Origin of the sequence: Humibacillus xanthopallidus, assembly GCF_044793955.1 — a bacterium.
In the GTDB taxonomy this organism is placed as follows: Bacteria; Actinomycetota; Actinomycetes; order Actinomycetales; family Dermatophilaceae; genus Humibacillus; species Humibacillus xanthopallidus_C.
This window is the reverse complement of the sequence record NZ_CP084995.1, coordinates 3959437-3982591: the sequence shown is the minus strand read 5'-3', so window position 1 is coordinate 3982591 and position 23155 is coordinate 3959437. Positions and strand designations below refer to the sequence as shown.

26 protein-coding genes are annotated in these 23155 nt (G+C 71.1%); 18 read left to right on the top strand and 8 right to left on the bottom strand.

What is annotated here, in order from left to right; translation table 11 throughout:
- The 3 genes from dtd to LG278_RS17940 all read left to right on the top strand — a co-directional run bounded on the left by dtd (position 1) and on the right by LG278_RS17940 (position 1453).
- A complete protein-coding gene (gene dtd, locus LG278_RS17950) occupies positions 1-426 on the top strand; it encodes a D-aminoacyl-tRNA deacylase (protein ID WP_404388887.1) in 426 nt (141 codons plus the stop codon).
- A gap of 122 nt (positions 427-548) precedes the next feature.
- The gene (locus tag LG278_RS17945; protein ID WP_404388885.1) at positions 549-857 is read left to right on the top strand and encodes a DUF2516 family protein; all 309 of its coding nucleotides are present in this window, start codon (positions 549-551) and stop codon (positions 855-857) included.
- A 101-nt stretch (positions 858-958) separates the two neighbouring features.
- The gene (locus LG278_RS17940; protein WP_404388884.1) at positions 959-1453 is read left to right on the top strand and encodes a phosphomannose isomerase type II C-terminal cupin domain; all 495 of its coding nucleotides are present in this window, start codon (positions 959-961) and stop codon (positions 1451-1453) included.
- 128 nt (positions 1454-1581) lie between these two features.
- On the opposite strand, the gene LG278_RS17935 is transcribed toward LG278_RS17940, so the two are convergent.
- Both LG278_RS17935 and LG278_RS17930 read right to left on the bottom strand, forming a co-directional pair.
- Positions 1582-2640: an MEDS domain-containing protein gene (locus LG278_RS17935; RefSeq protein WP_404388883.1), complete on the bottom strand. Its 1059-nt coding sequence runs from the start codon at positions 2638-2640 to the stop codon at positions 1582-1584.
- A 52-nt stretch (positions 2641-2692) separates the two neighbouring features.
- Positions 2693-3496 (bottom strand): class I SAM-dependent methyltransferase, encoded by an 804-nt coding sequence (locus tag LG278_RS17930; RefSeq protein WP_404388882.1) that lies wholly within the window; start codon positions 3494-3496, stop codon positions 2693-2695.
- A 169-nt stretch (positions 3497-3665) separates the two neighbouring features.
- Here LG278_RS17930 and mshA point away from each other — a divergent pair, with 169 nt between their 5' ends.
- Genes mshA through LG278_RS17915 form a run of 3 tightly spaced genes read left to right on the top strand, consistent with a single transcriptional unit; the run spans position 3666 to position 6248 of the window.
- Entirely contained in the window at positions 3666-4952 is a 1287-nt protein-coding gene (gene mshA, locus LG278_RS17925) for a D-inositol-3-phosphate glycosyltransferase (protein WP_404388881.1), read from the top strand.
- On the top strand, positions 4949-5482 hold the full coding sequence (locus LG278_RS17920) for a YbjN domain-containing protein (RefSeq protein WP_404388880.1): 534 nt from the start codon (positions 4949-4951) through the stop codon (positions 5480-5482). Before mshA ends, LG278_RS17920 begins: the two co-directional genes overlap by 4 nt.
- 22 nt (positions 5483-5504) lie before the next feature.
- A complete protein-coding gene (locus LG278_RS17915; RefSeq protein ID WP_404388879.1) occupies positions 5505-6248 on the top strand; it encodes a phosphoglyceromutase in 744 nt (247 codons plus the stop codon).
- Between the two features lie 159 nt (positions 6249-6407).
- Here the strand turns inward: LG278_RS17915 and phoU are convergent, their stop codons facing one another.
- Positions 6408-7115, bottom strand: coding sequence for a phosphate signaling complex protein PhoU (phoU, locus tag LG278_RS17910; protein ID WP_404388878.1), 708 nt, complete (start codon positions 7113-7115; stop codon positions 6408-6410).
- Between the two features lie 154 nt (positions 7116-7269).
- On the opposite strand from phoU, the gene LG278_RS17905 reads away from it, so the two are divergent.
- Together LG278_RS17905 and LG278_RS17900 are read left to right on the top strand one after the other, a co-directional pair.
- Positions 7270-8571: an ATP-binding protein gene (locus LG278_RS17905; RefSeq protein WP_404388877.1), complete on the top strand. Its 1302-nt coding sequence runs from the start codon at positions 7270-7272 to the stop codon at positions 8569-8571.
- Positions 8568-9251, top strand: a complete 684-nt coding sequence (locus LG278_RS17900; RefSeq protein ID WP_404388876.1) for a response regulator — start codon at positions 8568-8570, stop codon at positions 9249-9251. Before LG278_RS17905 ends, LG278_RS17900 begins: the two co-directional genes overlap by 4 nt.
- 212 nt (positions 9252-9463) lie before the next feature.
- On the opposite strand, the gene LG278_RS17895 is transcribed toward LG278_RS17900, so the two are convergent.
- Positions 9464-9991 (bottom strand): hypothetical protein, encoded by a 528-nt coding sequence (locus LG278_RS17895; RefSeq protein ID WP_404388875.1) that lies wholly within the window; start codon positions 9989-9991, stop codon positions 9464-9466.
- Positions 9992-10298: 307 nt separating this feature from the next.
- Here LG278_RS17895 and LG278_RS17890 point away from each other — a divergent pair, with 307 nt between their 5' ends.
- The 6 genes from LG278_RS17890 to LG278_RS17865 all read left to right on the top strand — a co-directional run bounded on the left by LG278_RS17890 (position 10299) and on the right by LG278_RS17865 (position 14772).
- A complete protein-coding gene (locus LG278_RS17890; RefSeq protein WP_404388874.1) occupies positions 10299-10781 on the top strand; it encodes a CarD family transcriptional regulator in 483 nt (160 codons plus the stop codon).
- 91 nt (positions 10782-10872) lie between these two features.
- Complete coding sequence (gene ispD, locus LG278_RS17885; RefSeq protein ID WP_404388873.1) at positions 10873-11499, top strand: 2-C-methyl-D-erythritol 4-phosphate cytidylyltransferase; 627 nt, start codon at positions 10873-10875, stop codon at positions 11497-11499.
- Positions 11496-12272: an SDR family oxidoreductase gene (locus LG278_RS17880; RefSeq protein ID WP_404388872.1), complete on the top strand. Its 777-nt coding sequence runs from the start codon at positions 11496-11498 to the stop codon at positions 12270-12272. The genes ispD and LG278_RS17880 overlap by 4 nt, the downstream gene beginning before the upstream one ends.
- Complete coding sequence (gene ispF, locus LG278_RS17875) at positions 12272-12763, top strand: 2-C-methyl-D-erythritol 2,4-cyclodiphosphate synthase (protein ID WP_404388871.1); 492 nt, start codon at positions 12272-12274, stop codon at positions 12761-12763. The genes LG278_RS17880 and ispF overlap by 1 nt, the downstream gene beginning before the upstream one ends.
- Before the next feature lie 264 nt (positions 12764-13027).
- Positions 13028-14110, top strand: a complete 1083-nt coding sequence (locus LG278_RS17870; protein WP_404388870.1) for an S-(hydroxymethyl)mycothiol dehydrogenase — start codon at positions 13028-13030, stop codon at positions 14108-14110.
- Positions 14110-14772, top strand: a complete 663-nt coding sequence (locus LG278_RS17865) for an MBL fold metallo-hydrolase (protein ID WP_404388869.1) — start codon at positions 14110-14112, stop codon at positions 14770-14772. The genes LG278_RS17870 and LG278_RS17865 overlap by 1 nt, the downstream gene beginning before the upstream one ends.
- A 184-nt stretch (positions 14773-14956) precedes the next feature.
- Here the strand turns inward: LG278_RS17865 and LG278_RS17860 are convergent, their stop codons facing one another.
- Positions 14957-15721: a hypothetical protein gene (locus LG278_RS17860; RefSeq protein ID WP_404388868.1), complete on the bottom strand. Its 765-nt coding sequence runs from the start codon at positions 15719-15721 to the stop codon at positions 14957-14959.
- A gap of 72 nt (positions 15722-15793) precedes the next feature.
- On the opposite strand from LG278_RS17860, the gene cysS reads away from it, so the two are divergent.
- From cysS to LG278_RS17840, 4 genes are all read left to right on the top strand, one after another.
- Positions 15794-17254 carry a cysteine--tRNA ligase gene (cysS, locus tag LG278_RS17855; RefSeq protein ID WP_404388867.1) on the top strand — a complete coding sequence of 487 codons (1461 nt, stop codon included), beginning with the start codon at positions 15794-15796 and terminating at the stop codon, positions 17252-17254.
- A 2-nt stretch (positions 17255-17256) separates the two neighbouring features.
- A complete protein-coding gene (gene rlmB, locus LG278_RS17850) occupies positions 17257-18243 on the top strand; it encodes a 23S rRNA (guanosine(2251)-2'-O)-methyltransferase RlmB (RefSeq protein ID WP_404388866.1) in 987 nt (328 codons plus the stop codon).
- Between the two features lie 175 nt (positions 18244-18418).
- Positions 18419-19291 (top strand): DUF929 family protein, encoded by an 873-nt coding sequence (locus tag LG278_RS17845; protein WP_404388865.1) that lies wholly within the window; start codon positions 18419-18421, stop codon positions 19289-19291.
- Between the two features lie 4 nt (positions 19292-19295).
- Positions 19296-19814, top strand: coding sequence for a vitamin K epoxide reductase family protein (locus LG278_RS17840; RefSeq protein WP_404388864.1), 519 nt, complete (start codon positions 19296-19298; stop codon positions 19812-19814).
- Positions 19815-19862: 48 nt separating this feature from the next.
- Here LG278_RS17840 and LG278_RS17835 read toward each other — a convergent pair whose 3' ends face one another.
- The 3 genes from LG278_RS17835 to LG278_RS17825 all read right to left on the bottom strand — a co-directional run bounded on the left by LG278_RS17835 (position 19863) and on the right by LG278_RS17825 (position 23123).
- Positions 19863-21107, bottom strand: coding sequence for a DUF4032 domain-containing protein (locus LG278_RS17835; protein WP_404388863.1), 1245 nt, complete (start codon positions 21105-21107; stop codon positions 19863-19865).
- A complete protein-coding gene (locus LG278_RS17830; RefSeq protein WP_404388862.1) occupies positions 21104-21760 on the bottom strand; it encodes a Pr6Pr family membrane protein in 657 nt (218 codons plus the stop codon). Before LG278_RS17830 ends, LG278_RS17835 begins: the two co-directional genes overlap by 4 nt.
- A gap of 259 nt (positions 21761-22019) precedes the next feature.
- On the bottom strand, positions 22020-23123 hold the full coding sequence (locus LG278_RS17825; protein ID WP_404388861.1) for an ABC transporter ATP-binding protein: 1104 nt from the start codon (positions 23121-23123) through the stop codon (positions 22020-22022).
- Positions 23124-23155 lie beyond the last annotated feature (32 nt).

The following is a 23155-nucleotide window of genomic DNA, read 5'->3' as shown; positions in this document are numbered from 1 at the left end:
GTGCGGGCCGTGCTGCAGCGAGTGACGCGCGCGAGCGTCAGTGTCGACGGCGAGGTCGTCGGGGCGATCGACCGGCCGGGGCTGGTGGCGCTCGTCGGCGTGACGCACGACGACGGCCCCAGCCAGGTGGAGCTGATGGCGCGCAAGATCGCGGAGCTGCGCATCCTCCGCGACGAGCAGAGCGTGACCGACACGGGTGCGCCGGTGCTCGTCGTCAGCCAGTTCACGCTCCACGCCGACACCCGCAAAGGCCGACGCCCGTCGTGGTCGGCCGCAGCACCGGGGCCGGTGGCCGAGCCGGTCATCGCAGAGCTCGTCGCGGCGTTGCGAGCCCGCGGCGTCGAGGTCGAGCAGGGCCGCTTCGGCGCGATGATGGAGGTCTCGCTCGTGAACGACGGACCGGTCACCCTCGTCATCGACACCTGAGCGATCTGGCCGCTCCGGTCCCGACGAGGCAGCCCGACGACACGGCCCGATGACGCGGCCGACGAGGCCGACGGCGTCGTCGGTCCGGCCGCAGTCTCCGACCCGCGGGTTACGCTGGTGTCATGGAGATTTTCCAGGGCTTCCAGACCATCGTGCTCTACGCCCTCGGTGCCGGCGCGCTGGCCCTCGAGGTCTTTGCCTTCGTCGACGCCCTCCGACACCCGGAGGGGTCCTACCTCGCCGCCGGCAAGCGCACCCGGACCTTCTGGCTCGTGCTGCTCGGGGTCGCGATGGCCCTGGGCATCGTGACCCTCGCCTCGCTCAACCTCTTCGCCCTGCTCGGCTTCGTCGCCGCAGCGGTCTACCTCGCCGACGTGCGACCCGCCCTGCGCCAGGTGCGGGGCCTCGGAGGCCGCTCCAACGGGTGGTGACCACCCACCCGCCCACTGAGCCGGGCCCCTCGCCCTCCCCGTCGAGGCGCGCGCACCACTCTGCGTAGGGCACACTGGGCACTCACAAAGATGGGGGAGCCATGACCGACCAGCACCACGCCGGCGCCACCGTCCCGGCGATCGACCTGGACGCGCACGACCTGCACGACCCCGTGGTCGACCACGACCACGACGACGAGCTCGTGCCCACGCACAGCCCGTACGACTACGACCTCGGCGACCGCAACCCGACCGAGGACATCTTCCTCGCGGAGCGCCCGTGGGGTCACTTCCAGCAGTTCGTCTCCAACGAGCAGGTCACGGTCAAGATCATCACCGTGCACCCCGGCCACCGGCTCTCGCTGCAGAAGCACGACCACCGCGGTGAGATGTGGCAGGTCCTCGACGTGCCGATCGACATCACCGTCGACGACCGCTCGTGGCTGGCCCAGCCAGGCGAGACCGTCTGGGTGCCGCGCGGTGCCACGCACCGCATGGGCAACTCGGGCGAGCAGCCCGGCCGCCTCCTCGAGGTGGCCTTCGGCCTCTTCGACGAGTCCGACATCGAGCGACTCCAGGACGACTACGTGCGCTGAGCGCCACGGGCCCACGCAGTCTCACGCAGCCTCCCAGGGCCCAGCCACCTGCTGACGTATGCCGTCTCCGCCATCGGGCGCAGACGGCATACCTGCGTCGTGGTGGCGCCCGGGGCGCCGACGCCCGCTCAACCGGCCGCGGGCGTGGCGTCGACAGTGGTGACCGACTCGGCGAGCTCGGCCCAGACGAGCTTGCCCGAGGGCAGCTCGGTCGACCCCCAGCGGCGCGACAGGGCCTCGACGATGTCGACCCCGCGACCGCTGGGGTCGTACGAGTCGGGAGAACGCCGGGAGAGCGGGTCGTGCGCGGCATCCTCGACGCCGATGCGGACGCCGTCGTGCTGCCGGTCGAGGGTGGCCCGGAACGGCGAGTCGGCGTGTCTCACGGCATTGGTGGCGAGCTCGGAGGTGACGATGGCCGCGTCCGCGTCGAGCCTGCCCAGTCCCCACGCGTGCAGCACGTCGATGACGAAGTGCCGCGCGGCGGGCACCGACTCGGCAACGGGGAGGTAGACCTGCGAGCAGGCATGGTAGCGACCGACGGCGACGGGTCCTTCGGAGCTGCCTGCGGCAGGGGTGGCGAAGCCGGCCCGCAGGTGCTCGGTCGCGACGCTGAGGGAGGGATCAGCGGCAGGTGGGCCAGCCGCGAGGAGCTCGCTGTGCAGGTCACACACCCGCCGCACGTCGACGAGGCGTGACTCGTCAAAATCGTGAGCCGGATAGGCGCAGAGCAGCGAGAAGTCCCCCTGACGCAGCAGGACGCGCCATTGCGCCTCGAGCTCGAGTGCCTTCGTGATCTCGTCCCGGTGCCGGAGCAGCGCAATCAGCTCACTGAAGACACGCACGTGCGCACCGTCCCGACCGGCTTCCGCGAGCAGTTCTCCCACGACGGCCCGGAACCGCTCCGGGTAGAGCACGCCGTCGTCAACGAACCTCGGCACCGTCGTGTCGACGTCGAGGGCGACGTACCGACCTTGGTGCTTCATCAGCTCCGGGTTGGCCCCGAGCTCGGCCATCGCGGCATCGATGCGCTCGCGGTGGTGGGCGCTCGCGATGATGAGGGCGCCGTCGGCCTCTGACCAGCCGTGCGCGACGAACCGGGCGACGGCTTCGATGCCCTCGCTGTCCAGTGCGTACCAACTCCCGGCATGACCGCTGCCCCACCTCGGCCTGCCGTCGTGCGACATGCCGCTCATGCTACGCCGGGCGGGATCGCCTGTGTGCTATAGGCGCCAGTGCTCAGAACGACTCGAGGGGAGCAACGGCCGCCCAATCGACTGTCACCTCGCCCAGCCGCCAGCGGGCCGGCCCGTCGAGCAGCGGCCACCCGTCCTGCAGGTGCCGGGCCGCGGCGAGGAACCGCTGGCGGGCGCCCCACGACGCGCTCGCCGCGCTCCGCTCCCACGCGCGGTCGAGATCGCCGAGGAAGGCGTGCACCGGCTCGCCAGGCACGTTGCGGTGGATGAGCGACTTCGGCAGCCGCTCGGCGACGTCCGAGGGCCGCTGCAGTCCGGCGAGCCGCAGCGACAGGGTGAGGCTGATCGGCCCTGCCTGCTCGACAGTGACCCAGGCGGCGCGTCGCCCGATCTCGTCGCACGTGCCGTCGACGAGGATGCCCTCGGGAGCCAGCCGCTCCTGCACCCGCGCCCAGGCGGCCGGGACGTCGCCCTCCGCATACTGGCGCAGGACGTTGAAGGCGCGCACGACGGTCGGGCGCGCCCCGTCGTCGAGCGGCACCTCGAAGCCGCCGAGGCGGAAAGTCAGGCCGGGGCGCTCCAGCGGCGCGGCGTCGCGCACTCGGGCGGGGTCGATCTCGACGCCGACGACCTGCACGTCGGCGCGCACCCGGCGCAGCCGGTCGTGCAGCTCCACCGCCGTGACGGGGGAGGCGCCGTAGCCGAGGTCGACGACGACGGGCGGGGTGGTGGAGCGTCGCAGGCGCCAGGCCTGGGGGCCGGCGATCCAGCGGTCGCACCGGCGGAGCCGGTTCGGGTTGGTCGTGCCACGGGTGATCGTGCCCACGGGACGGTCACGGCTGGCCACCTGCGAAGCCTAGAGCCCCGCAGCGGGTGCCCCGGCCCGCCGGCAGCGGTCGGCCGCCTCGACGAGCCCTGATCGCGGAATACATCGAATCGGCCTTGTGGTTGAGTTCGAGAGGGACATCCGGTCCGGTGGAAGGTGAGCGATGCAGGGCGATCCGAGGCGTGTGGCGATGATCAGCGTGCACACGTCGCCGCTCGAGCAACCCGGCACGGGCGACGCCGGCGGGCTCAACGTCTACGTCGCCGAGACCGCGACCCAGCTCGCCGCGCGCGGCATCGAGGTCGACATCTTCACCCGGCGCACCACCGGCGACACCCCCATCGAGGCCGAGCTCGTGCCCGGCGTCCGGGTGCGCCACGTGACGGCCGGACCCTACGAGGGCCTGTCCAAGGAGGACCTCCCGGGCCAGCTCTGCGCCTTCTCGGCCGGCATCATGCAGGCCGGGCTCTCGGTCCCCGAGGACCACTACGACCTCGTGCACTCGCACTACTGGCTCTCCGGGCAGGTCGGCTGGCTCGCCGCCGACCGCTGGCGCGTCGCGCTCGTGCACACGATGCACACGATGGCCCGCGTCAAGAACCTCCACCTCGCCGAGGGCGACAGCCCCGAGCCGCGTGGCCGCGAGATCGGCGAGGTCCAGGTCGTCGAGGCCGCCGACCGGCTGATCGCCAACACCGACGGCGAGGCCCGCGAGCTCATCGAGCTGTATGCCGCCCTGCCGTCCAAGGTCTCCGTCGTGCCCCCGGGCGTCGACCTCGACACCTTCACCCCCGGCGACCGCGGGGCGGCGCGGGCCGAGCTGGGCCTGCCCGTCGAGGGCGACGTGCTGCTCTTCGTCGGCCGCATCCAGCCGCTCAAGGCCCCCGACATGCTGCTGCGCGTCGCGGCCGAGCTGCTGCAGCGTGACCCCTCGCGGCGGGACCGCCTCACGGTCGCCGTCGTCGGCGGCCCGAGCGGCAGCGGCCTGACCCGGCCGCACGAGCTCGAGGACCTCGCCGTCTCCCTCGGCATCGGCGACGTCGTGCGCTTCGTGCGGCCGGTCGAGCGGCCCGTCCTCGCGCAGTGGTATCGCGCGGCCGACCTCGTGCTCGTGCCCAGCTACTCCGAGTCCTTCGGCCTCGTCGCCATCGAGGCCCAGGCCTGCGGCACCCCCGTCGTCGCGGCCGACGTGGGCGGTCTGCCCACGGCCGTCGGCGACGCCGGTGTGCTCGTCGACGGGCACCGGGTCGGTCCGTGGACCGACGCCGTCGAGTCGCTCCTGCTCGACCGTCCGCGCCGGCTCGAGCTCGGTCGGCAGGCCGTCGAGCACGCGTCGCGCTACGGGTGGGCCGCCACGACCGACCGTCTCGTCGAGGTCTACCGCCAGGCGATCCGGGGTCGTCAGAGCTCCGGCAACGAGTCACCCATCGACGAGGGCAGCGCGCTCGTCGGGGTGCCGACGGCGGTCATCCCGTGACCGCCGACGCGGACGTCGCGGGGGCTGACCGCGCGCCGGCCGCGGAAGGCCGCCTCACGGCATACCTCGACGGGGTGGGTCTGGGCTGGGAGCTCGGCGGGCGCGCGGGGGAGTACGTCGTGACGCTGCCGGGGGAGAAGAAGCTCAAGACCGTCGTCTCGGTGCTCGTGCGCGACCGCACGACGAGCCTCAGCGCCTTCGTCATCCGCAACCCCGACGAGAACCACGAGGCGTTCTATCGCACCCTGCTGCGCAAGAACCTGCGACTGCAGGGCGTCGCCTACGCCATCGACACCGACGGCGACGTCTACCTGCGCGGCGAGCTGCCGACCGCGGCCCTCGACGAGGAGCACCTCGACCAGCTGCTCGGTGTCGTGCTGACCGCCAGCGACGAGGTCTTCAACGAGCTGCTCGCGCTCGGCTTCCTCGGCTCGATGAAGAAGGAGTGGGCCTGGCGGGTCTCGCGCGGCGAGTCGACCCGCAACCTCGACGCCTTCCGACACCTGCTGGAGGACCCCTCGCAGGCGTGAGCCCGCTCGCTAGGCTGGCCGCATGACCTACACGCTCGTCCTCGTCCGTCACGGCGAAAGCGACTGGAACGCCAAGAACCTCTTCACCGGCTGGGTCGACGTCGACCTCACCGACAAGGGCCGCGCCGAGGCGGTGCGCGCCGGCCAGCAGCTCAAGGAGGCCGGCATCCTGCCCGACATCGTGCACACCTCGGTGCAGCGCCGGGCCATCACCACCGCCAACCTCTCCCTCGACGCGGCCGACCGGCACTGGATCCCCGTCAAGCGCGACTGGCGCCTCAATGAGCGGCACTACGGCGCGCTGCAGGGCAAGAACAAGAAGCAGACCCTCGAGGAGTTCGGCGAGGAGCAGTTCATGCTCTGGCGCCGGTCCTACGACGTGCCGCCGCCGCCCATCGACGAGGACGACGAGTTCGCCCAGACGGGTGACCCGCGCTATGCCGGGCTCGGCGACGCCATGCCCCGCACCGAGTGCCTCAAGGACGTCGTGCACCGCATGGTGCCCTATTGGGAGAGCGAGATCCAGACCGACCTCGCCGACGGGCTGACCGTCATGGTGGCCGCCCACGGCAACTCGCTCCGCGCCCTCGTCAAGACGCTTGACGGCATCTCCGACGACGACATCGCCGGGCTCAACATCCCGACCGGCATGCCGCTGGTCTACGAGCTCGCCGACGACTTCACGCCGGTGACGCGCGGTGGCCGCTACCTCGACCCCGAGGCCGCCCGGGCTGCCGCCGACGCCGTCGCCAACCAGGGCCGCTGAGAACCCTCCCAACCCCCACCGTCGAGTGGGCACTTTCCACCCGACCCCGCAACGTCGCGTGGGCACTTTCCACCCAACACCCCCAACGTCGAGTGGGCACTTTCCACCGGCCGTGAGGCGGTGGAAAGTGCCCACTCGTGCTTTCGGGGGGAGGGTGCCCTAGACGGCGTCGTGCTCGAGGGCCGCGAGGTCCTGGGCGTCCTCCTCGTCCTCGTGGTCGACCGTCTGGTCGTACTCGCCCGTGACGAGGTAGATGACCCGGCGGGCCACCGACACCGCGTGGTCGGCGAAGCGCTCGTAGTAGCGCCCGACGAGGGTCAGGTCGAGGATGGCGCTGCGCGGCCACGAGGTGTCCTCGTCGAGCAGCGCGGCGAAGAGCTGACGGTGCAGCTCGTCCATCTGGTCGTCGTCCTTCTCCAGCCCGATCGCGGCGGCGACGTCCTTGCTCGCGATGATCGAGCCGCACTTGGCCACGATGGCCTCGGCGACCTGCCCCATCTGCAGGATGTGGGCGCGCAGCTCGGGTGGCACGGCCGAGTCGGGCGTGCGCAGGCGGGCGACCTTGGCGACGTGGCGCGCCAGGTCGCCCATCCGCTCGAGGTCAGAGCTCATGTGCATCGCCGTCACGACGATGCGCAGGTCGGTGGCGACCGGCTGCTGGCGAGCCAGCAGGTCGATCGAGAGCTCGTCGAGCTCGATGCGGATGTCGTCGAGCTTGCGGTCGGCCTCGATGACCGACTCGGCGAGGTGCACGTCGGCGTCGAGCAGTGCGGTGGTGGCGCGGGAGATGGCAGACCCCGCGAGCCTGGTCAGCTCGACGAGCTGGTCCGAGATCGTGTCGAGGTCCTCGTGGAACTGGTCGCGCATGGTCTTCCTGTCGGTTTGCCGGGCTGCGTCGAGCAGAGAGTCGCAGCCCTGCGTTAATGATCGGGGGTGCTCAGGTGAACAGTCGGTATGCCGTGTGCACACCGTGCGCCCAGGTGGTCCGGGCCTGCACCCGCAGGTGCGTACCCTGATTGTCGTGGATCCGACGACGGCGGCAACCCTGGGTGGCATCGCCGGCCTCGCCCTGGGGGGCGTGGCCCTCGTCGCCGTGCGCCTCTCCGACCGCGCCACCGACACCGACGGCGACGCGGCCCCGCCGCAGCCCGTGCCTCCGGGCGTCGGCGACGTCATCGCAGTGCTCCGCTCGAGCGGCATCGTCGTCGACTCCTCCGACCGTGTGGTCAACAACTCACCGGCCGCCGTGGCGCACGGTCTCGTGCGCGACCACGAGCTCGTCCACCCGGAGCTGCTCCACCTCGCTCGCGCGGTGCGGCGTGACGGCGTGATCCGTGAGGCCGAGCTCGACCTGCGCAAGGGCATCGGTCCCGGCCGGCTCGTCGTCGCAGCCCGTGTCGCACCCCTCGGTGCCGACCACGTGCTGCTGCTGGTCGAGGACCGCTCCAAGGCGGCGCGGGTCGAGGAGATCCGCCGCGACTTCGTCGCCAACGTGAGCCACGAGCTCAAGACGCCGGTCGGCGGCATCGCGCTGTTGGCCGAGGCGATCCTCGACGCCCACGACGACCCCGAGGTCGTGGCCCGCTTCGCCAAGCGCATCAGCGTCGAGTCCGACCGGCTCACGCGGCTCGTCAAGGAGATCGTCGAGCTGTCGCGGCTCCAGGGCGCCGACGTGGTGCGTGAGCCCGCCCTCATCGACGTCGCGGCCTGCGCCCGAGACGCGCAGGACCGCAGCCACCTGATGGCGCAGGAGAGCGACATCGAGCTCGCCGTCGCCTGCGACGACGGCTGCGAGGTCTGGGGCGACGCCGAGCTCGTGACGACCGCGATCACCAACCTCATCGGCAACGCCATCGCCTACAGCGACCGAGGCACGCGCGTCGCGGTGTCGGTGCGCCGCGGCACCGACGGGCTCGTCGACATCGCCGTCACCGACCAGGGTCTCGGCATCGCGCCCGACGAGCAGGAGCGCATCTTCGAGCGCTTCTACCGCGTGGACACCGCGCGCTCGCGGGCCACCGGCGGCACCGGGCTCGGCCTCGCCATCGTCAAGCACGTCGTCGACAACCACGGCGGCACGGTGTCGGTGTGGTCGCAGCCCGGACGGGGCTCGACCTTCACGATCCGTCTCCCCGCAGGCGCCCCGGCGGCTGCGACGAGCACCGAGCCTGACGAGGTGTCGCCCCCCTCGGAGACCGGCGACTCCTCTTCTCCGACCGCATCCCACCCGCGACCGACCACGACCGCCACAGCCACCCCGACGGGCCCGTCACACTCGACGGTGTCCGCAGGTGCCTCACCGAGCCCGGAAGGCCACTCTTGAGCCGCATTCTCATCGTCGAGGACGAGGTGTCGTTCTCCGACCCGCTGTCCTACGTCCTGCGCAAGGAGGGCTACGACGTCGCCGTGGCCGAGACCGGCCCCGACGGTCTCGCCGAGTTCGACAAGAACGGCGCCGACCTCGTCCTGCTCGACCTCATGCTGCCCGGGCTCTCGGGTGTCGACGTGTGCCGGGCGCTGCGCCAGCGCTCGACCGTGCCGGTCATCATGCTGACCGCCAAGGACAGCGAGATCGACAAGGTCGTGGGCCTCGAGATCGGGGCCGACGACTACGTCACGAAGCCCTACTCGAGCCGCGAGCTGCTCGCGCGGGTCAAGGCCGTGCTGCGTCGTCTGGCCGAGCCCGAGGAGCTGCTCCCCGCCACGCTCGAGGCCGGTCCGGTGCGCATGGACGTCGAGCGCCACACGGTGAGCGTCTCGGGCCGGGCGACCTCGCTCCCACTCAAGGAGTTCGAGCTGCTGGAGATGCTGCTGCGCAACTCCGGTCGCGTGCTGACCAGGATGCAGCTCATCGACCGCGTCTGGGGCAGCGACTACGTCGGCGACACGAAGACCCTCGACGTCCACGTGAAGCGGCTGCGCGCCAAGATCGAGCCCGACCCGGCCAACCCGGTGCACATCGTCACGGTGCGCGGGCTCGGCTACAAGTTCGAAGCCAACTGACCGCGCCTCGATCGAAAGCGCATTCCGCGCGCGAGCGACCGAACGCGGGCGATCGAAAGAGCAGTTCGCGCGGGCACCTGCCCGCGTGCACCGGGCGCTGAAGCGCGCGCGAACTGCTCTTTCGATCAGGTTGGCGGCACGGCATACCTGCGATGCGAACTGAGCTGTCGATCAGGGGCGCGGCACGCGTGCGATCAGGCGGGCGGCATACCTCAGCTGGAGGTGGGGGCGGGCGTCACCGTGGCGTAGTAGTCGACGGCCGGGACGACGGGCACCGTGAGGATCGTCGTGCCACCCGTGCTCGAGGTGATGCTGACGGGCACCAGCGTGCCCGCCTTGGACGTGACGCCGGTGAGCTGGAGGCCCTTGGTGGCGAGGTCGACCTGCTCACGCGGGCCGAGCTGCAGCTCGGAGCCGCCCTGGGGCGTGGTCGGCTCGGCGGTCGCGCTCGGCTGGGCCGCCATCTGCACGGTCATGGCCTCGGCGCCGCGGTTGGTCGCGTTGCCCGAGACGACGAGCGGCCCGGAGCCGTCGCCGACGAGCACGAGGTCGCGGATCGCGAGGTTGCCGATGTCAGCCTGCACCCCGTCGGCGGGGGCGTACTGGAGCTCGGTCGTCAGGGGGTTGTTGACCTGGCAGCCAGCGGTGACACCGGCGACCGCGAGGCCGACGCCGACAGCGAGGGCGCGGCGGACGAACGGGCGGTGCGCGGAGGCCGCGGCGGGGAGTCGACGCTTCACGGGCGACAGCCTACCGGCGCAGGGTCCCCGCGCGCGGACCACCCGCCGCACCGGCTCGGCCCGGGTGTCGCGACGGCGTCGTGGCACCCCTCGCCGCACCCGCCGAGACGGCACCGCGAGGCTCCCCGCCGGTGCCCCCAGCGGCACGCCGGGGCGCGGGGATACATGCAATCGCGGTTCTGTCAAGACTTCGAGATGGGGCCCTGTGGGCAGAACTATGGCTCTGACCTGCGACGATGCCACATCCTGAGATCGCCTTGTCCGCCGACTCGTGATAATCTGGAGGTCGCGAAAGGGGAAACAGCAGATGGTTTTCAAGGTCGGCGAGACGGTCGTGTACCCCCACCACGGGGCTGCACTCATCGAAGAGATCAAGACACGAACGATCAAGGGAGAGGACAAGCTCTACCTGAAGCTCAAGGTTGCTCAGGGTGACCTGACGATCGAAGTCCCCGCCGAGAACTGCGACCTCGTGGGTGTCCGCGACGTCGTGGGCCAGGAGGGTCTGGACCGCGTGTTCGAGGTGCTGCGCACCCCGCACACCGAGGAGCCGACCAACTGGTCGCGCCGCTACAAGGCGAACCTCGAGAAGCTGGCGTCCGGCGACGTCATCAAGGTCGCCGAGGTCGTGCGTGACCTCTGGCGCCGTGACCAGGACCGCGGTCTGTCCGCCGGCGAGAAGCGCATGCTCGCCAAGGCGCGTCAGATCCTCGTGTCCGAGCTCGCGCTCGCGGAGAAGACCGACGAGGAGAAGGCCGAGACGATCCTCGACGAGGTCCTCGCGTCCTGAGTCGGAGCTCATCCTGAACAGCTCATCCGGAGCCGGTCGCGTCGGCGTCATCGTCGTCGCGGCCGGCTCCGGCTCACGTCTGGGGCATGCCGTGCCCAAGGCGTTCGTGCCCCTCGCGGGGGTGCCCATCCTCGGGCACGCCCTGCGGGGGGTGCTGTCGTCTCGGGGGGTCGCCGAGGTCGTGGTCGTCGCGCCTGCCGCCCACCGCGCCGAGGCCGAGGTGCTCGCCGCCGACGTATGCCGTGAGGTCGGGTCGGACGCCGTCGTGACCGTCGTCGTGGGCGGGGCCGAGCGTGGCGACTCGGTCGCCGCCGGGCTCGCGGCCCTCGCTCCGGAGGTCGAGGTCGTCCTGGTCCACGATGCCGCCCGGTGCCTGACTCCGGTCGCCGTCTTCGAGCGCGTCATCGCCTCGGTGGCGGCCGGAGCGGTGGCGGTGGTGCCCGGCACGGCGGTCGTCGACACGATCAAGCAGGTCGACGAGACCGGCCTCGTGGTGGCGACGCCGGAGCGGTCGACGCTGCGAGCCGTGCAGACACCTCAGGGGTTTCGGCGCGAGGTGCTCGAGCGGGCGCACGCCGTCTCCAGTGCGGCGACTGATGACGCCGGCCTCGTCGAGCGACTCGGCGAACGGGTCCTCGTCGTCGAGGGGGACTCCCGCGCGTTCAAGGTGACGACGCCGGGCGATCTCGAGGCTGCTGCCCGTATCCTCGCCGGATGACCGAGACAGGGAGTGCACTCGTCACCGGAGGCGGCACCGGCATCGGTGCGGCCATCGCCAGGCGTCTGGCGCGTGACGGCTTCGAGGTGGTCGTGGCCGGCCGCCGCCGCGACAAGCTCGACGCGGTCGTCGCCGAGATCGAGGCCGGAGGAGGCGCGGCCCGGGCGCTCGTCATGGACGTCACCGACCCCGAGTCGGTCACCGCGGGGGTCGCCTCCCTCGGGCGCTGCGACGTCGTCGTCAACAACGCCGGTGGCGCGCTCGGCGTCACACGGGTCGAGGACGGTGACCCGCTCGAGTGGGAGCGGATGTATGCCACGAACGTCGTCGGCACGCTCCGGGTCATCCAGGCCGTCCTGCCACTGCTGCGAGAGTCGCCCCGCGCGACGATCGTCGACATCAGCTCCATCGCGGGAGAGCGCGTCTATGAGGGCGGCGCCGGCTACGTCGCGGCCAAGCACGGCACGTCCGTCGTCTCCGAGACCCTGCGCCTCGAGCTCAACGGCGAGAACATCCGCGTCGTCGACATCCGCCCCGGCATGGTGCGCACCGAGGAGTTCTCCCTCACTCGCCTGCACGGCGACCGGGCTGCGGCCGACAAGGTCTACGACGGCGTCGACCGGCCGCTCGTCGCCGACGACGTCGCGGAGTGCGTCGGCTTCGTCATCGGCCTGCCGCAGCACGTCAACATCGACACGATGGTGATCAAGCCGGTGGCGCAGGCCGCGCCGCACAAGATCCATCGCGGTCCGATCGACTGGAAGGACGCCTGATGGCAGCCCTTCCGCGCGTCGGGGTCGGTGTCGACGTCCACGCCCACGCGCCGGAGGGCTCAGACCGCGAGCTGTGGGTCGGCGGGCTGCTGTGGCCGGGGGAGCGTGGACTCGACGGCCACTCCGATGCCGACGTCGCCGCCCACGCTGCGTGCGATGCGATCTTCTCCGCCGCCGGCATCGGCGACCTGGGAGCACACTTCGGCACGTCACGTCCCGAGCTGGCCGGGGCCTCCGGTGTCGCCCTGCTGGCCGAGGCGGCGAGGCTGGTCCGCGGCGCCGGCTACGAGATCGGCAACATCGCGGTGCAGGTGATCGGCAACCGGCCCAAGGTCGGCACCCGCCGCGCAGAGGCCGAGTCTGCGCTGTCCGCGGCGGCCGGTGCGCCGGTCTCGGTCAGCGGCACGACGACCGACGGGCTCGGGCTCACCGGCCGCGGCGAGGGCATCGCCGCCATCGCTACCGCCCTCGTCGTCCCCCGGAACGGTTAGGAACTGCCCACTCGACACGAGGTCAAAGTCGAGTGGGCACTTTCCACCACACCCAGGATCGAGTGGGCACCGTGCATCGGGGCGGCGGTGGGTGGAAAGTGCCCACTCGACGTGGGGAGTGCGTGGGGGTGGCGGTGGGTGGAAAGTGCCCACTCGACGTGGGGAATGGGTGGGGAGCGCGTGGGGGTGGCGGTGGGGCGGTGACGTCGGCGGTGGGGCAGGATCGAGTCCGAGACCCAGCCCCCCGCACCACGAGGAGTAGCCATGCCCCAGACCGTCAAGGGTGTCATCAGCCGCAGCAAGGGAGCCGACGTCGAGCTCGTCGACGTCATCGTGCCCGACCCCGGGCCGGGCGAGGCGGTCGTCAAGATCGAGACCTGCGGGGTGTGCCACACCGACCTGCACTACCGCGAGGGCGGCATCAACGACGACTACCCCTTCCTGCTCGGCCACGAGGCAGCCGGCTACGTCGAGGCGGTCGGTGAGGGCGTCACCGACGTCGCCCCCGGCGACTTCGTCATCCTCAACTGGCGCGCCGTCTGCGGCCAGTGCCGCGCCTGCGCCAAGGGCAAGCCGCAGTACTGCTTCAACACCCACAACGCGACCCGCAAGATGACGCTCACCGACGGCACGGAGCTGACGCCCGCCCTCGGCATCGGCGCCTTCATCGAGAAGACCCTCGTGGCCGCGGGACAGTGCACCAAGGTGCCCGAGGCGGACGCCGGCGCCGTCGGCCTGCTCGGGTGCGGGGTGATGGCCGGCTTCGGCGCGGCCGTCAACACCGGTGGCGTGGGCCGCGGCGACTCCATCGCCGTCATCGGCTGCGGGGGCGTCGGCAACGCCGCCATCGCCGGCGCCAAGGTGGCCGGGGCGACGACGATCATCGCCGTCGACATCAGCGACACCAAGCTCGAGCAGGCCAAGCACTTCGGTGCCACCCACACCGTCAACAGCGCCAACACCGACCCCGTCGAGGCGATCCGCTCCCTCACGGGCGGGCACGGCGCCGACGTCGTCGTGGAGGCGGTCGGCCGCCCCGAGACCTACGAGCAGGCCTTCTACGCCCGCGACCTCGCCGGCACGGTCGTGCTCGTCGGGGTGCCGACCCCCGACCAGCAGGTCACCCTGCCGATGATCGACATCTTCGGCCGCGGCGGCTCGCTCAAGTCGAGCTGGTACGGCGACTGCCTGCCGAGCCGCGACTTCCCGATGCTCGTCGACCTCTACAAGCAGGGCCGCTTCGACCTCGACGCCTTCGTCACCGAGCGCATCGGCCTCGTCGACGTCGAGGCGGCGTTCGACAAGATGCACGGCGGCGACGTGCTGCGATCGGTGGTCGTGCTGTGATGACCGCCGACCAGATCACCCCCTCGCCCGGCGGCGTCCGCGTCGAACACACGACGACCGAGGGCACCTTCAGCCTCGATGGTGGCACCTGGGAGGTCGAGAACAACGTCTGGGTGGTCGGCGACGACACGCAGTGCGTCGTCATCGACGCCCCGCACGACGCGGCCCCGATCCTCGAGCTCGTCGGTGACCGACGGCTGACCCACGTCCTGCTGAGCCACGCGCACGACGATCACGTCACCGTCGTCGCAGAGCTGCTCGAGGCTCACCCGGGCGCGAAGGTCGCCCTGCACCCCGACGACCGGGTGCTCTGGGACCAGACGCACCCCGACCTCGCACCGACGCAGGACCTCGCCGACGGTGACGTCGTGCAGGTCGGTGACGTCGAGCTCTTCGTGCTCCACACACCGGGCCACTCGCCGGGCGCGGTCTGCTTCCACGCCCGCGACCTCGGCGTCGTCTTCACCGGCGACACGCTCTTCCAGGGCGGACCGGGCGCGACGGGCCGGTCGTTCTCCGACTTCGGCACGATCATCGAGTCCATCCGGGGCGCCCTGCTCTCGCTCCCGGAGGCGACCCTCGTGCTCACCGGGCACGGCCGCGCCACCTCGATCGGCGCCGAGAAGCCCGACGTCGAGGAGTGGATCCGCCGGGGCCACTGACGCCGCCCGCCCCGCCAGGCGTGACACCCCGCCGACGACACACCCCGGGGGTATGCCGTTCGGCGGCCGAACGGCATACGCTGGCCTCTTGGTCATGGCAGCGTGACCCCACGATCGTCAGGGCCTGCTCCCTCGGGGGGAGCGGGCCCTGACTCGTGTCCGGACCCGGGCGCGCGACGCTGGGTCAGCCGTGGGTCGGGTGCGAGCGGTCGACGGCCTGCAGGAGGCTGATCTTCTGCCAGATCTTGCGGCTCATGCCGGTCGTGAGGTTCTCGATCTCGCTCACCGTGTCGAGCACGAGAGCGTCGGTCGACTCCTCGGCGCAGAGGGCGGCGGCCTTGGAGGTCAACGAGAGCAGCTCGGAGCAGTAGTCGAGGTAGAGCGCGTAGTCGCGCACCGACATCGTTCGCGGACTGATGACGTCGTCGCCGGCGACGGCCCCCATGACGCTGTCGGGCAGCAGGGCGGCGGGGTCCTTGCTCATCTGGTGCATGTCGATGATGTGGGCCATCGAGCGGAGCCGGTGCAGGCGCCGGATGAGGTCGTTGCGCACGACGCGGTCGGCGAGCGACAGCAGGAACCAGATCGCGATGCCGGCGAAGACGAGGTCGTTGATGAGGCTCTCGACGAGCGGCAACCACTCGAAGGACTCGAGGGAGCCGGCGCCCGCGATCGCGTCACGCGCGGCGAAGCCGGTGGCGACGAGCACGACCACGAGCACGACGACGATGAGCGAGCGCGACGTCCACACGAGCGCGGCCCGCTGGGCGGGGGCGTGACGCCGACGGTCGAGCAGCCCGTCGACGAGCGTGCCGCACTCGTCGACGGCCGTGCGCAGCCCGGGGTGGCGCGGCAGGTAGGTGTCGATGCGCTCGCCGAGGTAGGTGAGGACGGCGCGCACCTCGGTGCCATCGAGCCGGTCGTAGCTCGTGAGCCGCGGTTGCGCCATGGGACCGAGCGTAGGGACAGGCCCGCACGCTCGTGGTCGGGTGGCGAGGGACGCGCCGATAGACTTCGGCGGGTGAGCCTACGACTGTTCGACTCCGCCACCCGGGAGCTGCGCGACTTCACGCCGCGCCAGGCGGGCAAGGTCGGCATGTACATCTGTGGGCTGACGACGCAGGGCGCGCCGCACATCGGCCACATCCGCTTCGCCGTCGCCTTCGACGTGCTGCGGCGCTGGCTCGAGGCGGGTCACGGCTACGACGTGACCCTCGTGCGCAACGTCACCGACATCGACGACAAGGTGCTGCGCAAGGCCGCCGAGGCGGGCGAGGACTGGTTTGCGCTGACCTACCGCAACGAGCGGCTGACCGGCGAGGCGCTGGACGCCCTCGGCGTCGTCCCGGCGACCTACGAGCCGCGCGCCACGGGCCACGTGCCCGACATGGTCACGCTCATGGAGACCTTGATCGACAAGGGGCACGCGTATGCCGCCCCCGACGGCAGCGGTGACGTCTACTTCGACGTGCGCTCGTGGCCGGACTACGGCTCGCTGACGGGTCAGTCGATCGACGACATGACGAGCGCCGACGACGCCGACCCACGCGGCAAGCGCGACCCGCGCGACTTCGCCCTCTGGAAGGGGCGCAAGCCCGACGAGCCGGAGAGCGCGTCGTGGCCGACGCCGTTCGGGCCCGGCCGCCCGGGCTGGCACCTCGAGTGCTCGGCGATGGCGCGCCGCTGGCTCGGCGACGAGTTCGACATCCACGGCGGCGGCATCGACCTGCGCTTCCCCCACCACGAGAACGAGCAGGCGCAGTCTCGAGCGGCCGGTCTGGGCTTCGCGCGCTACTGGCTGCACAACGCCTGGGTCACCGTGCGCGGGCAGAAGATGGGCAAGTCGCTCGGCAACGCCCTCGAGGTGCGCCACCTGCTCGAGACCACCCGACCCCTCGTGCTGCGCTACTACCTGACCGCGGCGCACTACCGGTCGACGATCGAGTTCCACCCCGGCTCCCTCGAGGAGGCCGGTGCGGCGGTCGAGCGCATCGAGGGCTTCCTCGAGCGCGCGGCCCGGCGGTCGCCGAGCCACGAGATCGTCGCGGCCACCGAGCTGCCGGCTGACTTCGTCGCGTCGATGGACGACGACCTCGGGGTCTCGGGCGCGCTCGCCGTCGTGCACGAGACCGTGCGAGCGGGCAACACCGCGCTCGACGAGGACGACGACGAGGCCGCCCTCGCCGCGGCTTCGGCAGTCGTGGCGATGACCGAGATCTTGGGCGTCAATCCGCTTGCGGCGCATTGGGGCTCGCGTGACGGTCTCAGTGACGCTGCCGCCGAGTCAGCCCTCGAGGCCCTCGTCCGGGCGCAGCTCGATGCCCGACAGGCAGCCCGCCAGGAGCGCGACTTCGAGCGCGCCGACGCGATCCGCGACACGCTCGCCGCGGCCGGCATCGCCATCACCGACACCCCGTCGGGTGCGCAGTGGTCGCTCGCGCGACCTGCCGCCGAGACGGTCACCACCGAGAAGAAGGTCTGAACATGCCCGGCAACTCCCAGCGGCGCGGAGCCGTGCGCAAGGGCGGCAAGAAGCCCACGGTCGGCTCCGGCGGTCAACGCCGTCGCGGGCTCGAGGGCAAGGGCCCGACGCCCAAGGCCTCCGAGCGCGAGTACCACGCCGCCCACAAGCGGGCCACCTCGAGCGCCAAGCGCGCTGGCGGGTCGGGCTCGGGCTCGGGCGGCTCTGCCGTCGCCGGCCGCGGAGGGTCGCGGCCCCAGCGACGGGCCAAGGGCTCGAGCGAGATGGTCTACGGCCGCAACTCGGTCGTCGAGGCCCTGCGTGCCAACGTGCCCGTGTCGACGATGTATCTCGCCAACCGCATCGACACCGACGACCGGGTGCGCGAGGCGCTCAAGCTGGCGACCGAGCGCGGTCTCGCGATCCTCGAGACGCCGCGCGGCGAGCTCGACCGGCTCACCGACGGTGGGGTCCACCAAGGACTCGCGCTGCAGGTGCCGCCCTACGACTACGCCGACCCGGCCGAGCTCATCGACCCCGAGATGCCCGGCATCCCGCTCGTCGTGGCCCTCGACGGCATCACCGACCCCCGCAACCTCGGTGCCATCATCCGTTCGGTGGCCGCCTTCGGTGGCCACGGTGTGGTCGTGCCCGAGCGCCGCTCGGTCGGCATGACGGCGTCCGCGTGGAAGACCTCGGCCGGAGCTGCTGCCCGCATCCCCGTGGCCAAGGCCGGCAACCTGACGCGGGCTCTCGAGGAGTTCAAGAAGGCCGGCTTCTTCGTGCTCGGCCTCGACATGGACGGTGACGTCGAGCTGCCCGACCTGTCGCTGGCATCGGAGCCCCTCGTCATCGTCACCGGCTCGGAGGGCAAGGGACTGTCGCGGCTCGTCCGCGAGACCTGCGACCAGATCGTGTCGATCCCGATGAGCTCGGCCGTCGAGTCGCTCAACGCCGGCCTCGCGACGGGCGTCACGCTCTACGAGATCAGCCGCCAGCGTCGTCGCTGACGCGGCGACAGCACCCGACAGCACCCGACACCAGCCGCGGCGGCGACGGCCAGTGTGACCCCGGGAACTCTCCGGGGTGGGCCAGACGCTGGCCCTAGAGACGTCTGTAGAGTGATGCCATCGCCACTACAGGCGGTAGTAGACCGAGGGTCTCCCCAGCAGAAGGACGGATGACGTGGCGAAGAGCAGTCGGGCCGAGGCAGCGGCCAAGGCGGCGCAGATGCGTGCCGAGGCAGCCCGCAAGGACCGCCAGCGCAAGCAGGTCATCGCGGCGGTCGTCGCGGTGGTCGTGGTCATCGCGGCGGTCGTGATCGGCGCCGTCATCGCCAACCGGCCGCAGTCGGCCCCGGCGGCTGGCGGCTCGGGCGCCACGTCGGCGAGTGCCGACGCCGCGCTGGCCAAGCTCGTCGCGCTGCCGCAGGCCACGCTCGACGCCTCGCCCGCACCCAACCCCAACCAAGCGCCGGCCAAGCTCGACGGTGGCACGGCCCTGACCCAGGACGGCAAGCCCAAGGTGCTCTACGTCGGCGCCGAGTACTGCCCGTTCTGCGCCATGGAGCGCTGGCCGCTCATCGGTGCACTGTCGAAGTTCGGCACCTTCAGTGGCCTCAAGCCGACGACGAGCTCGTCCGACGACGTCTATGCCGACACCCCCACGTGGACCTTCGCCGGCTCCAGCTACACCAGCGACGTGCTCGCCTTCGAGGCGGTCGAGACCGCCGACCGCGAGAAGCAGCCACTCGAGACCCTCGAGGGTGACAACGCCGCGATCTTCCAGAAGTTCAACCCCGAGGGCGGCATCCCGTGGATCACCTACGGCGGCACGCATGCCACCAACGGCGCCACGGTCGATGCGAAGCTCTTCGAGGGCAAGACCTACGACGAGATCATCGCCGGCATCGAGGACCCGACGTCCGACATCGGCAAGTCGGTCAACCCGGCCATGACGATGATCACCGCCCAGCTGTGCCAGCTGTCCGGTGGCCAGCCGAGCAACGTGTGCACCAGCCAGGCCGTCATGTCGGCCTCGGTGCTGCTCAAGCGGTGACGTGGTGAGCAGGGTGGCCTCGGCCGAGCAGGTCGCGCCGGCCGTGCGCCAGCGTCCGACCTGGTTGGTGCCCGTCTCGCTCGTGCTGTCGGTGGCGGGCCTGGCGGTCTCGGCCTACCTGACCTTCGAGCACTTCACCGACAACTCGACCCTCGCGTGCAGCGTCGGAGGAGTCGTCGACTGCGCCAAGGTCACGACGAGCGCCTGGAGCTACTTCCTCGGCATCCCGGTGGCGGTGCTGGGGCTTCTCTTCTTCGTCGTGACCACGGCCCTCTGCCTGCCCCGGGTGTGGCGCTCGTCCGCGGCCTGGCTCGACCCCGCCCGGCTCGCCTGGCTCACCGTCGGGCTCGGCATGGCCCTCTACCTCGTCTGGGCCGAGCTCTTCCGGATCAACGCCATCTGCCTGTGGTGCACGGCCGTGCACGTGATCACCTTCGTGCTCTGGATGGTCGTGCTCTTCGGCCAGATCCTGTCGCCGCCGGCCCCACGAGAGTCCGATCAGGACGTCGTCGACGCGGCCTGAGCGGGTCCGGGCTGCGTGCGGCGCCCGACCGGACGGCATACGGCGTCGTCAGTCGAACATGCTGATGACGGGCATCTCGGCGGTGTCGACCCCGAGCACCGCCTTCTCCTCCGGCTTGGCCGGGAGCACGGTCGCGACGTAGTCGCGCAGCGCCTCCTCGATCGGGGTGTCGTGGCCGGCGCGCTCGCTCATGTACCAGCGGTGCTCGAGCACCTCGTGGAAGACCTCGGCGGGCTCGAGGCGGCTCGTCAGCTCGCGCGGCACCGCGCGGGTGACGGGCTCGTAGATGCGCGTCAGCCAGTCGTGCGCGACGATCTCCTCGTCCTCGTTCTGGCGGTCGGTGGCGGCGGCGTAGGAGTCGAGGTCGTTGAGCAGGCGGCGGGCCTGGTTCTCACCGACATCGAGACCGGTGAGGCGCAGCAGACGGCGTGAGTGGTGTCCGGCGTCGACGACCTTGGGGGTGATGACGATCTCGGTGCCGCCGATGTCGGTCGTGATCGACAGCTCGTCGACGTCGAAGCCGAGCTCGTTGAGCCGTCGGATGCGCTCGTCCACGCGCCACCGGTCACCGGACTCGAAGCGCTCGGTGCCGGTGAGGGCGTCCCACAGCGTGTGGTAGCGCTCGATGATCGAGGCGGACACGTCGAAGGGGTCGGCGTGCTCCTCGAGGAAGCCGCCCGCGGCGAGGTCCATCAGCTCGCCGGCGATGTTGACGCGAGCGATGTCGAGGTCGTGCTCGCGCTGCCCGTTGGACAGGCGCGGGTGCAGCTCGCCCGTCTCGGCGTCGACGAGGTAGGCGGCGAAGGCGCCGGCGTCGCGGCGGAAGAGCGTGTTGGACAACGACACATCACCCCACCAGAAGCCCTCGAGGTGGAGGCGGACGAGGAGCAGGGCGAGCGCGTCCATGAGGCGCACGGCGGTGTCGGGGCGCAGGTTCTGGCTGTAGAGCGCTCGGTAGGGCAGCGAGAACTGCAGGTGCTTGGTGATGAGGCAGGCGTCGAGCGGCTCGCCGTCAGGGGTGGTGCGGCCGTGCACCACCCCGAAGGGCTCGACGCTCGGCACGTCGAGACGCCTGAGACTGCGCAGCATGGCGTACTCCCGGTCGGCGATGTCGTCCTTGATCTCCTTGACCGCCAGCACCCGGGGGCCGAGACGCACGAAGCGCACGACGTGCCGCGAGATGCCGCGGGGGAGGGCAGCCAGATGGCTCTCCGGCCACTCCTCCAGGGGAGTCGACCAGGGCAGGTCGAGCAGGGCGGCCTCAGGTCGCGCCGTCGTGATCTCGAGCGTCACGAGGCCATCGTGTCACGATCGCCCGGCAGTCGCCGGTCGCCCCACCGAGCAAGTGCCGCGAGAGCCAGGAAGAGCACCGCGATGACCGCGCAGTTGAGCAGGGTGCGCCCGTAGCCCAGCTGGTCGACGTTGATGAACGGATAGGGATACCACCCCACGAACGGCCCGAGCGCGAGCGTCGCGGCGAGCCAGAGCACGGGCCAGATGAGCGACGGCAGCAGGTCCTCGCGCCGGACGAGACCCCTGGGGCCGAAGACCAGCCAGCCCACGAAGGTCAGGACCGGCACCACGATGTGCAGCAGCCGGTCGCAGACGAGCGAGCCGAACGTGTAGTTCGGTGACGGCGGCAGCGCGACGGCCGCGACGATGCCGGTCACCGTGATGCCGACGAGCGAGGCGAGCCTCACGACGCGAAAAAGCTGACTCCCCAAGCGATCTCGGACGATGAAGACCATCGACACGGCGACGAGGAAGTTGGCCTGGATGGTGAAGTAGGAGAAGTAGCGGCGCGTCTGCTCGAGACGGCTGGCCGCAGCAGTGGAGTCGAGGATGTTGTCACCCGAGGCCACGAGGTAGAGCTGGAGCACGAGCGCGAAGGTCGCCACCACGAGAGTGCTGATGTGCCAGTAGCGCCCGACCCTCGACTTCGTCACAGCCGCGAGCCTAGGGGTGAGGTGGTGGCCGCGCCACAACCCTCGACAGGCGGCAGCGCCGCGCCGCGGTCTCCGGGGTGCCACTTCACCGAGGGGGTATGCCGCTGGGCCGGCACCCAGGACGGGGTGCCGGCCCAGCGGCATACGAAACTACTTGTGCGCCAACGGCGCTCGACTCAGTCGCCCTCATTCGGCGACTGAGCCGAATCGGCGCTCCGGGCCTCCCTCGCTGGCGCTCGGTCGATCCTCGCGCCTTGGCTCAGTCGCCGACGCGGACGCCCGACTCAGCGTTGAAGACGTGCACGTGGCCAGCCTTGGGCTTGAGGTAGATCTTCTCGCCCTTCTCCGGGGGGCGACGACCGTCGACGCGCGCGATGAACGGCACGTGACCGGCGTTCTCACCCGTGGCCTCGAGCAGCTTCTGCTCGGACGTGCCGTAGATGTAGGCGTCGGCGCCGAGCTCCTCGACGACGTCGACCGTGACCGGGATGCCCGAGCCGTCGGTCGACAGGTCGAGGTCCTCGGGACGCACGCCGAGCGTGACGTGGTTGCCCACGCCGGCGAGGTCCTCACGCGAGACCGGGACGATGTGGCCGTGGAGGTCGACACCGCCGTCGGCGACCGGCACGTCCATGAGGTTCATGGCGGGCGAGCCGATGAAGCCGGCGACGAAGACGTTGGCCGGGTGGTCGTACATGCGGCGCGGGCTGTCGCACTGCTGGAGGATGCCGTCCTTGAGGACCGCGACGCGGTCACCCATCGTCATGGCCTCGACCTGGTCGTGCGTGACGTAGACCGTCGTGACGCCGAGACGGCGCTGCAGCGAGGCGATCTGCGTGCGGGTCTGCACGCGGAGCTTCGCGTCGAGGTTGGACAGCGGCTCGTCCATGAGGAAGACCTGCGGGGAGCGCACGATCGCGCGGCCCATCGCGACGCGCTGGCGCTGGCCACCGGAGAGGGCCTTCGGCTTGCGGTCGAGGTAGGGGGACAGGTCGAGGATCTTGGCTGCCTCCTCGACGCGCTTGCGGATCTCGCCCTTGTCGACGCCGGCGATCTTGAGCGCGAAGCCCATGTTGTCGGCGACCGTCATGTGGGGGTAGAGCGCGTAGTTCTGGAACACCATCGCGACGTCGCGGTCCTTGGGGGACAGGTTCGTCACGTCGCGGTCACCGATGAGGATGCGGCCGCCGTTGACCTCCTCGAGGCCGGCGAGCATGCGCAGGGAGGTGGACTTGCCACATCCGGAGGGACCGACGAGGACGAGGAACTCCCCGTCCGCGATCTCGATGTTGAGCTTGTCGACGGAGGGAATCGGGTTCCCGGGGTACTGCCTCGTCGCGTTGTCGAACGTCACAGTTGCCATGGCTTCATTGCCTTCCTTCACCGGCAGGAACG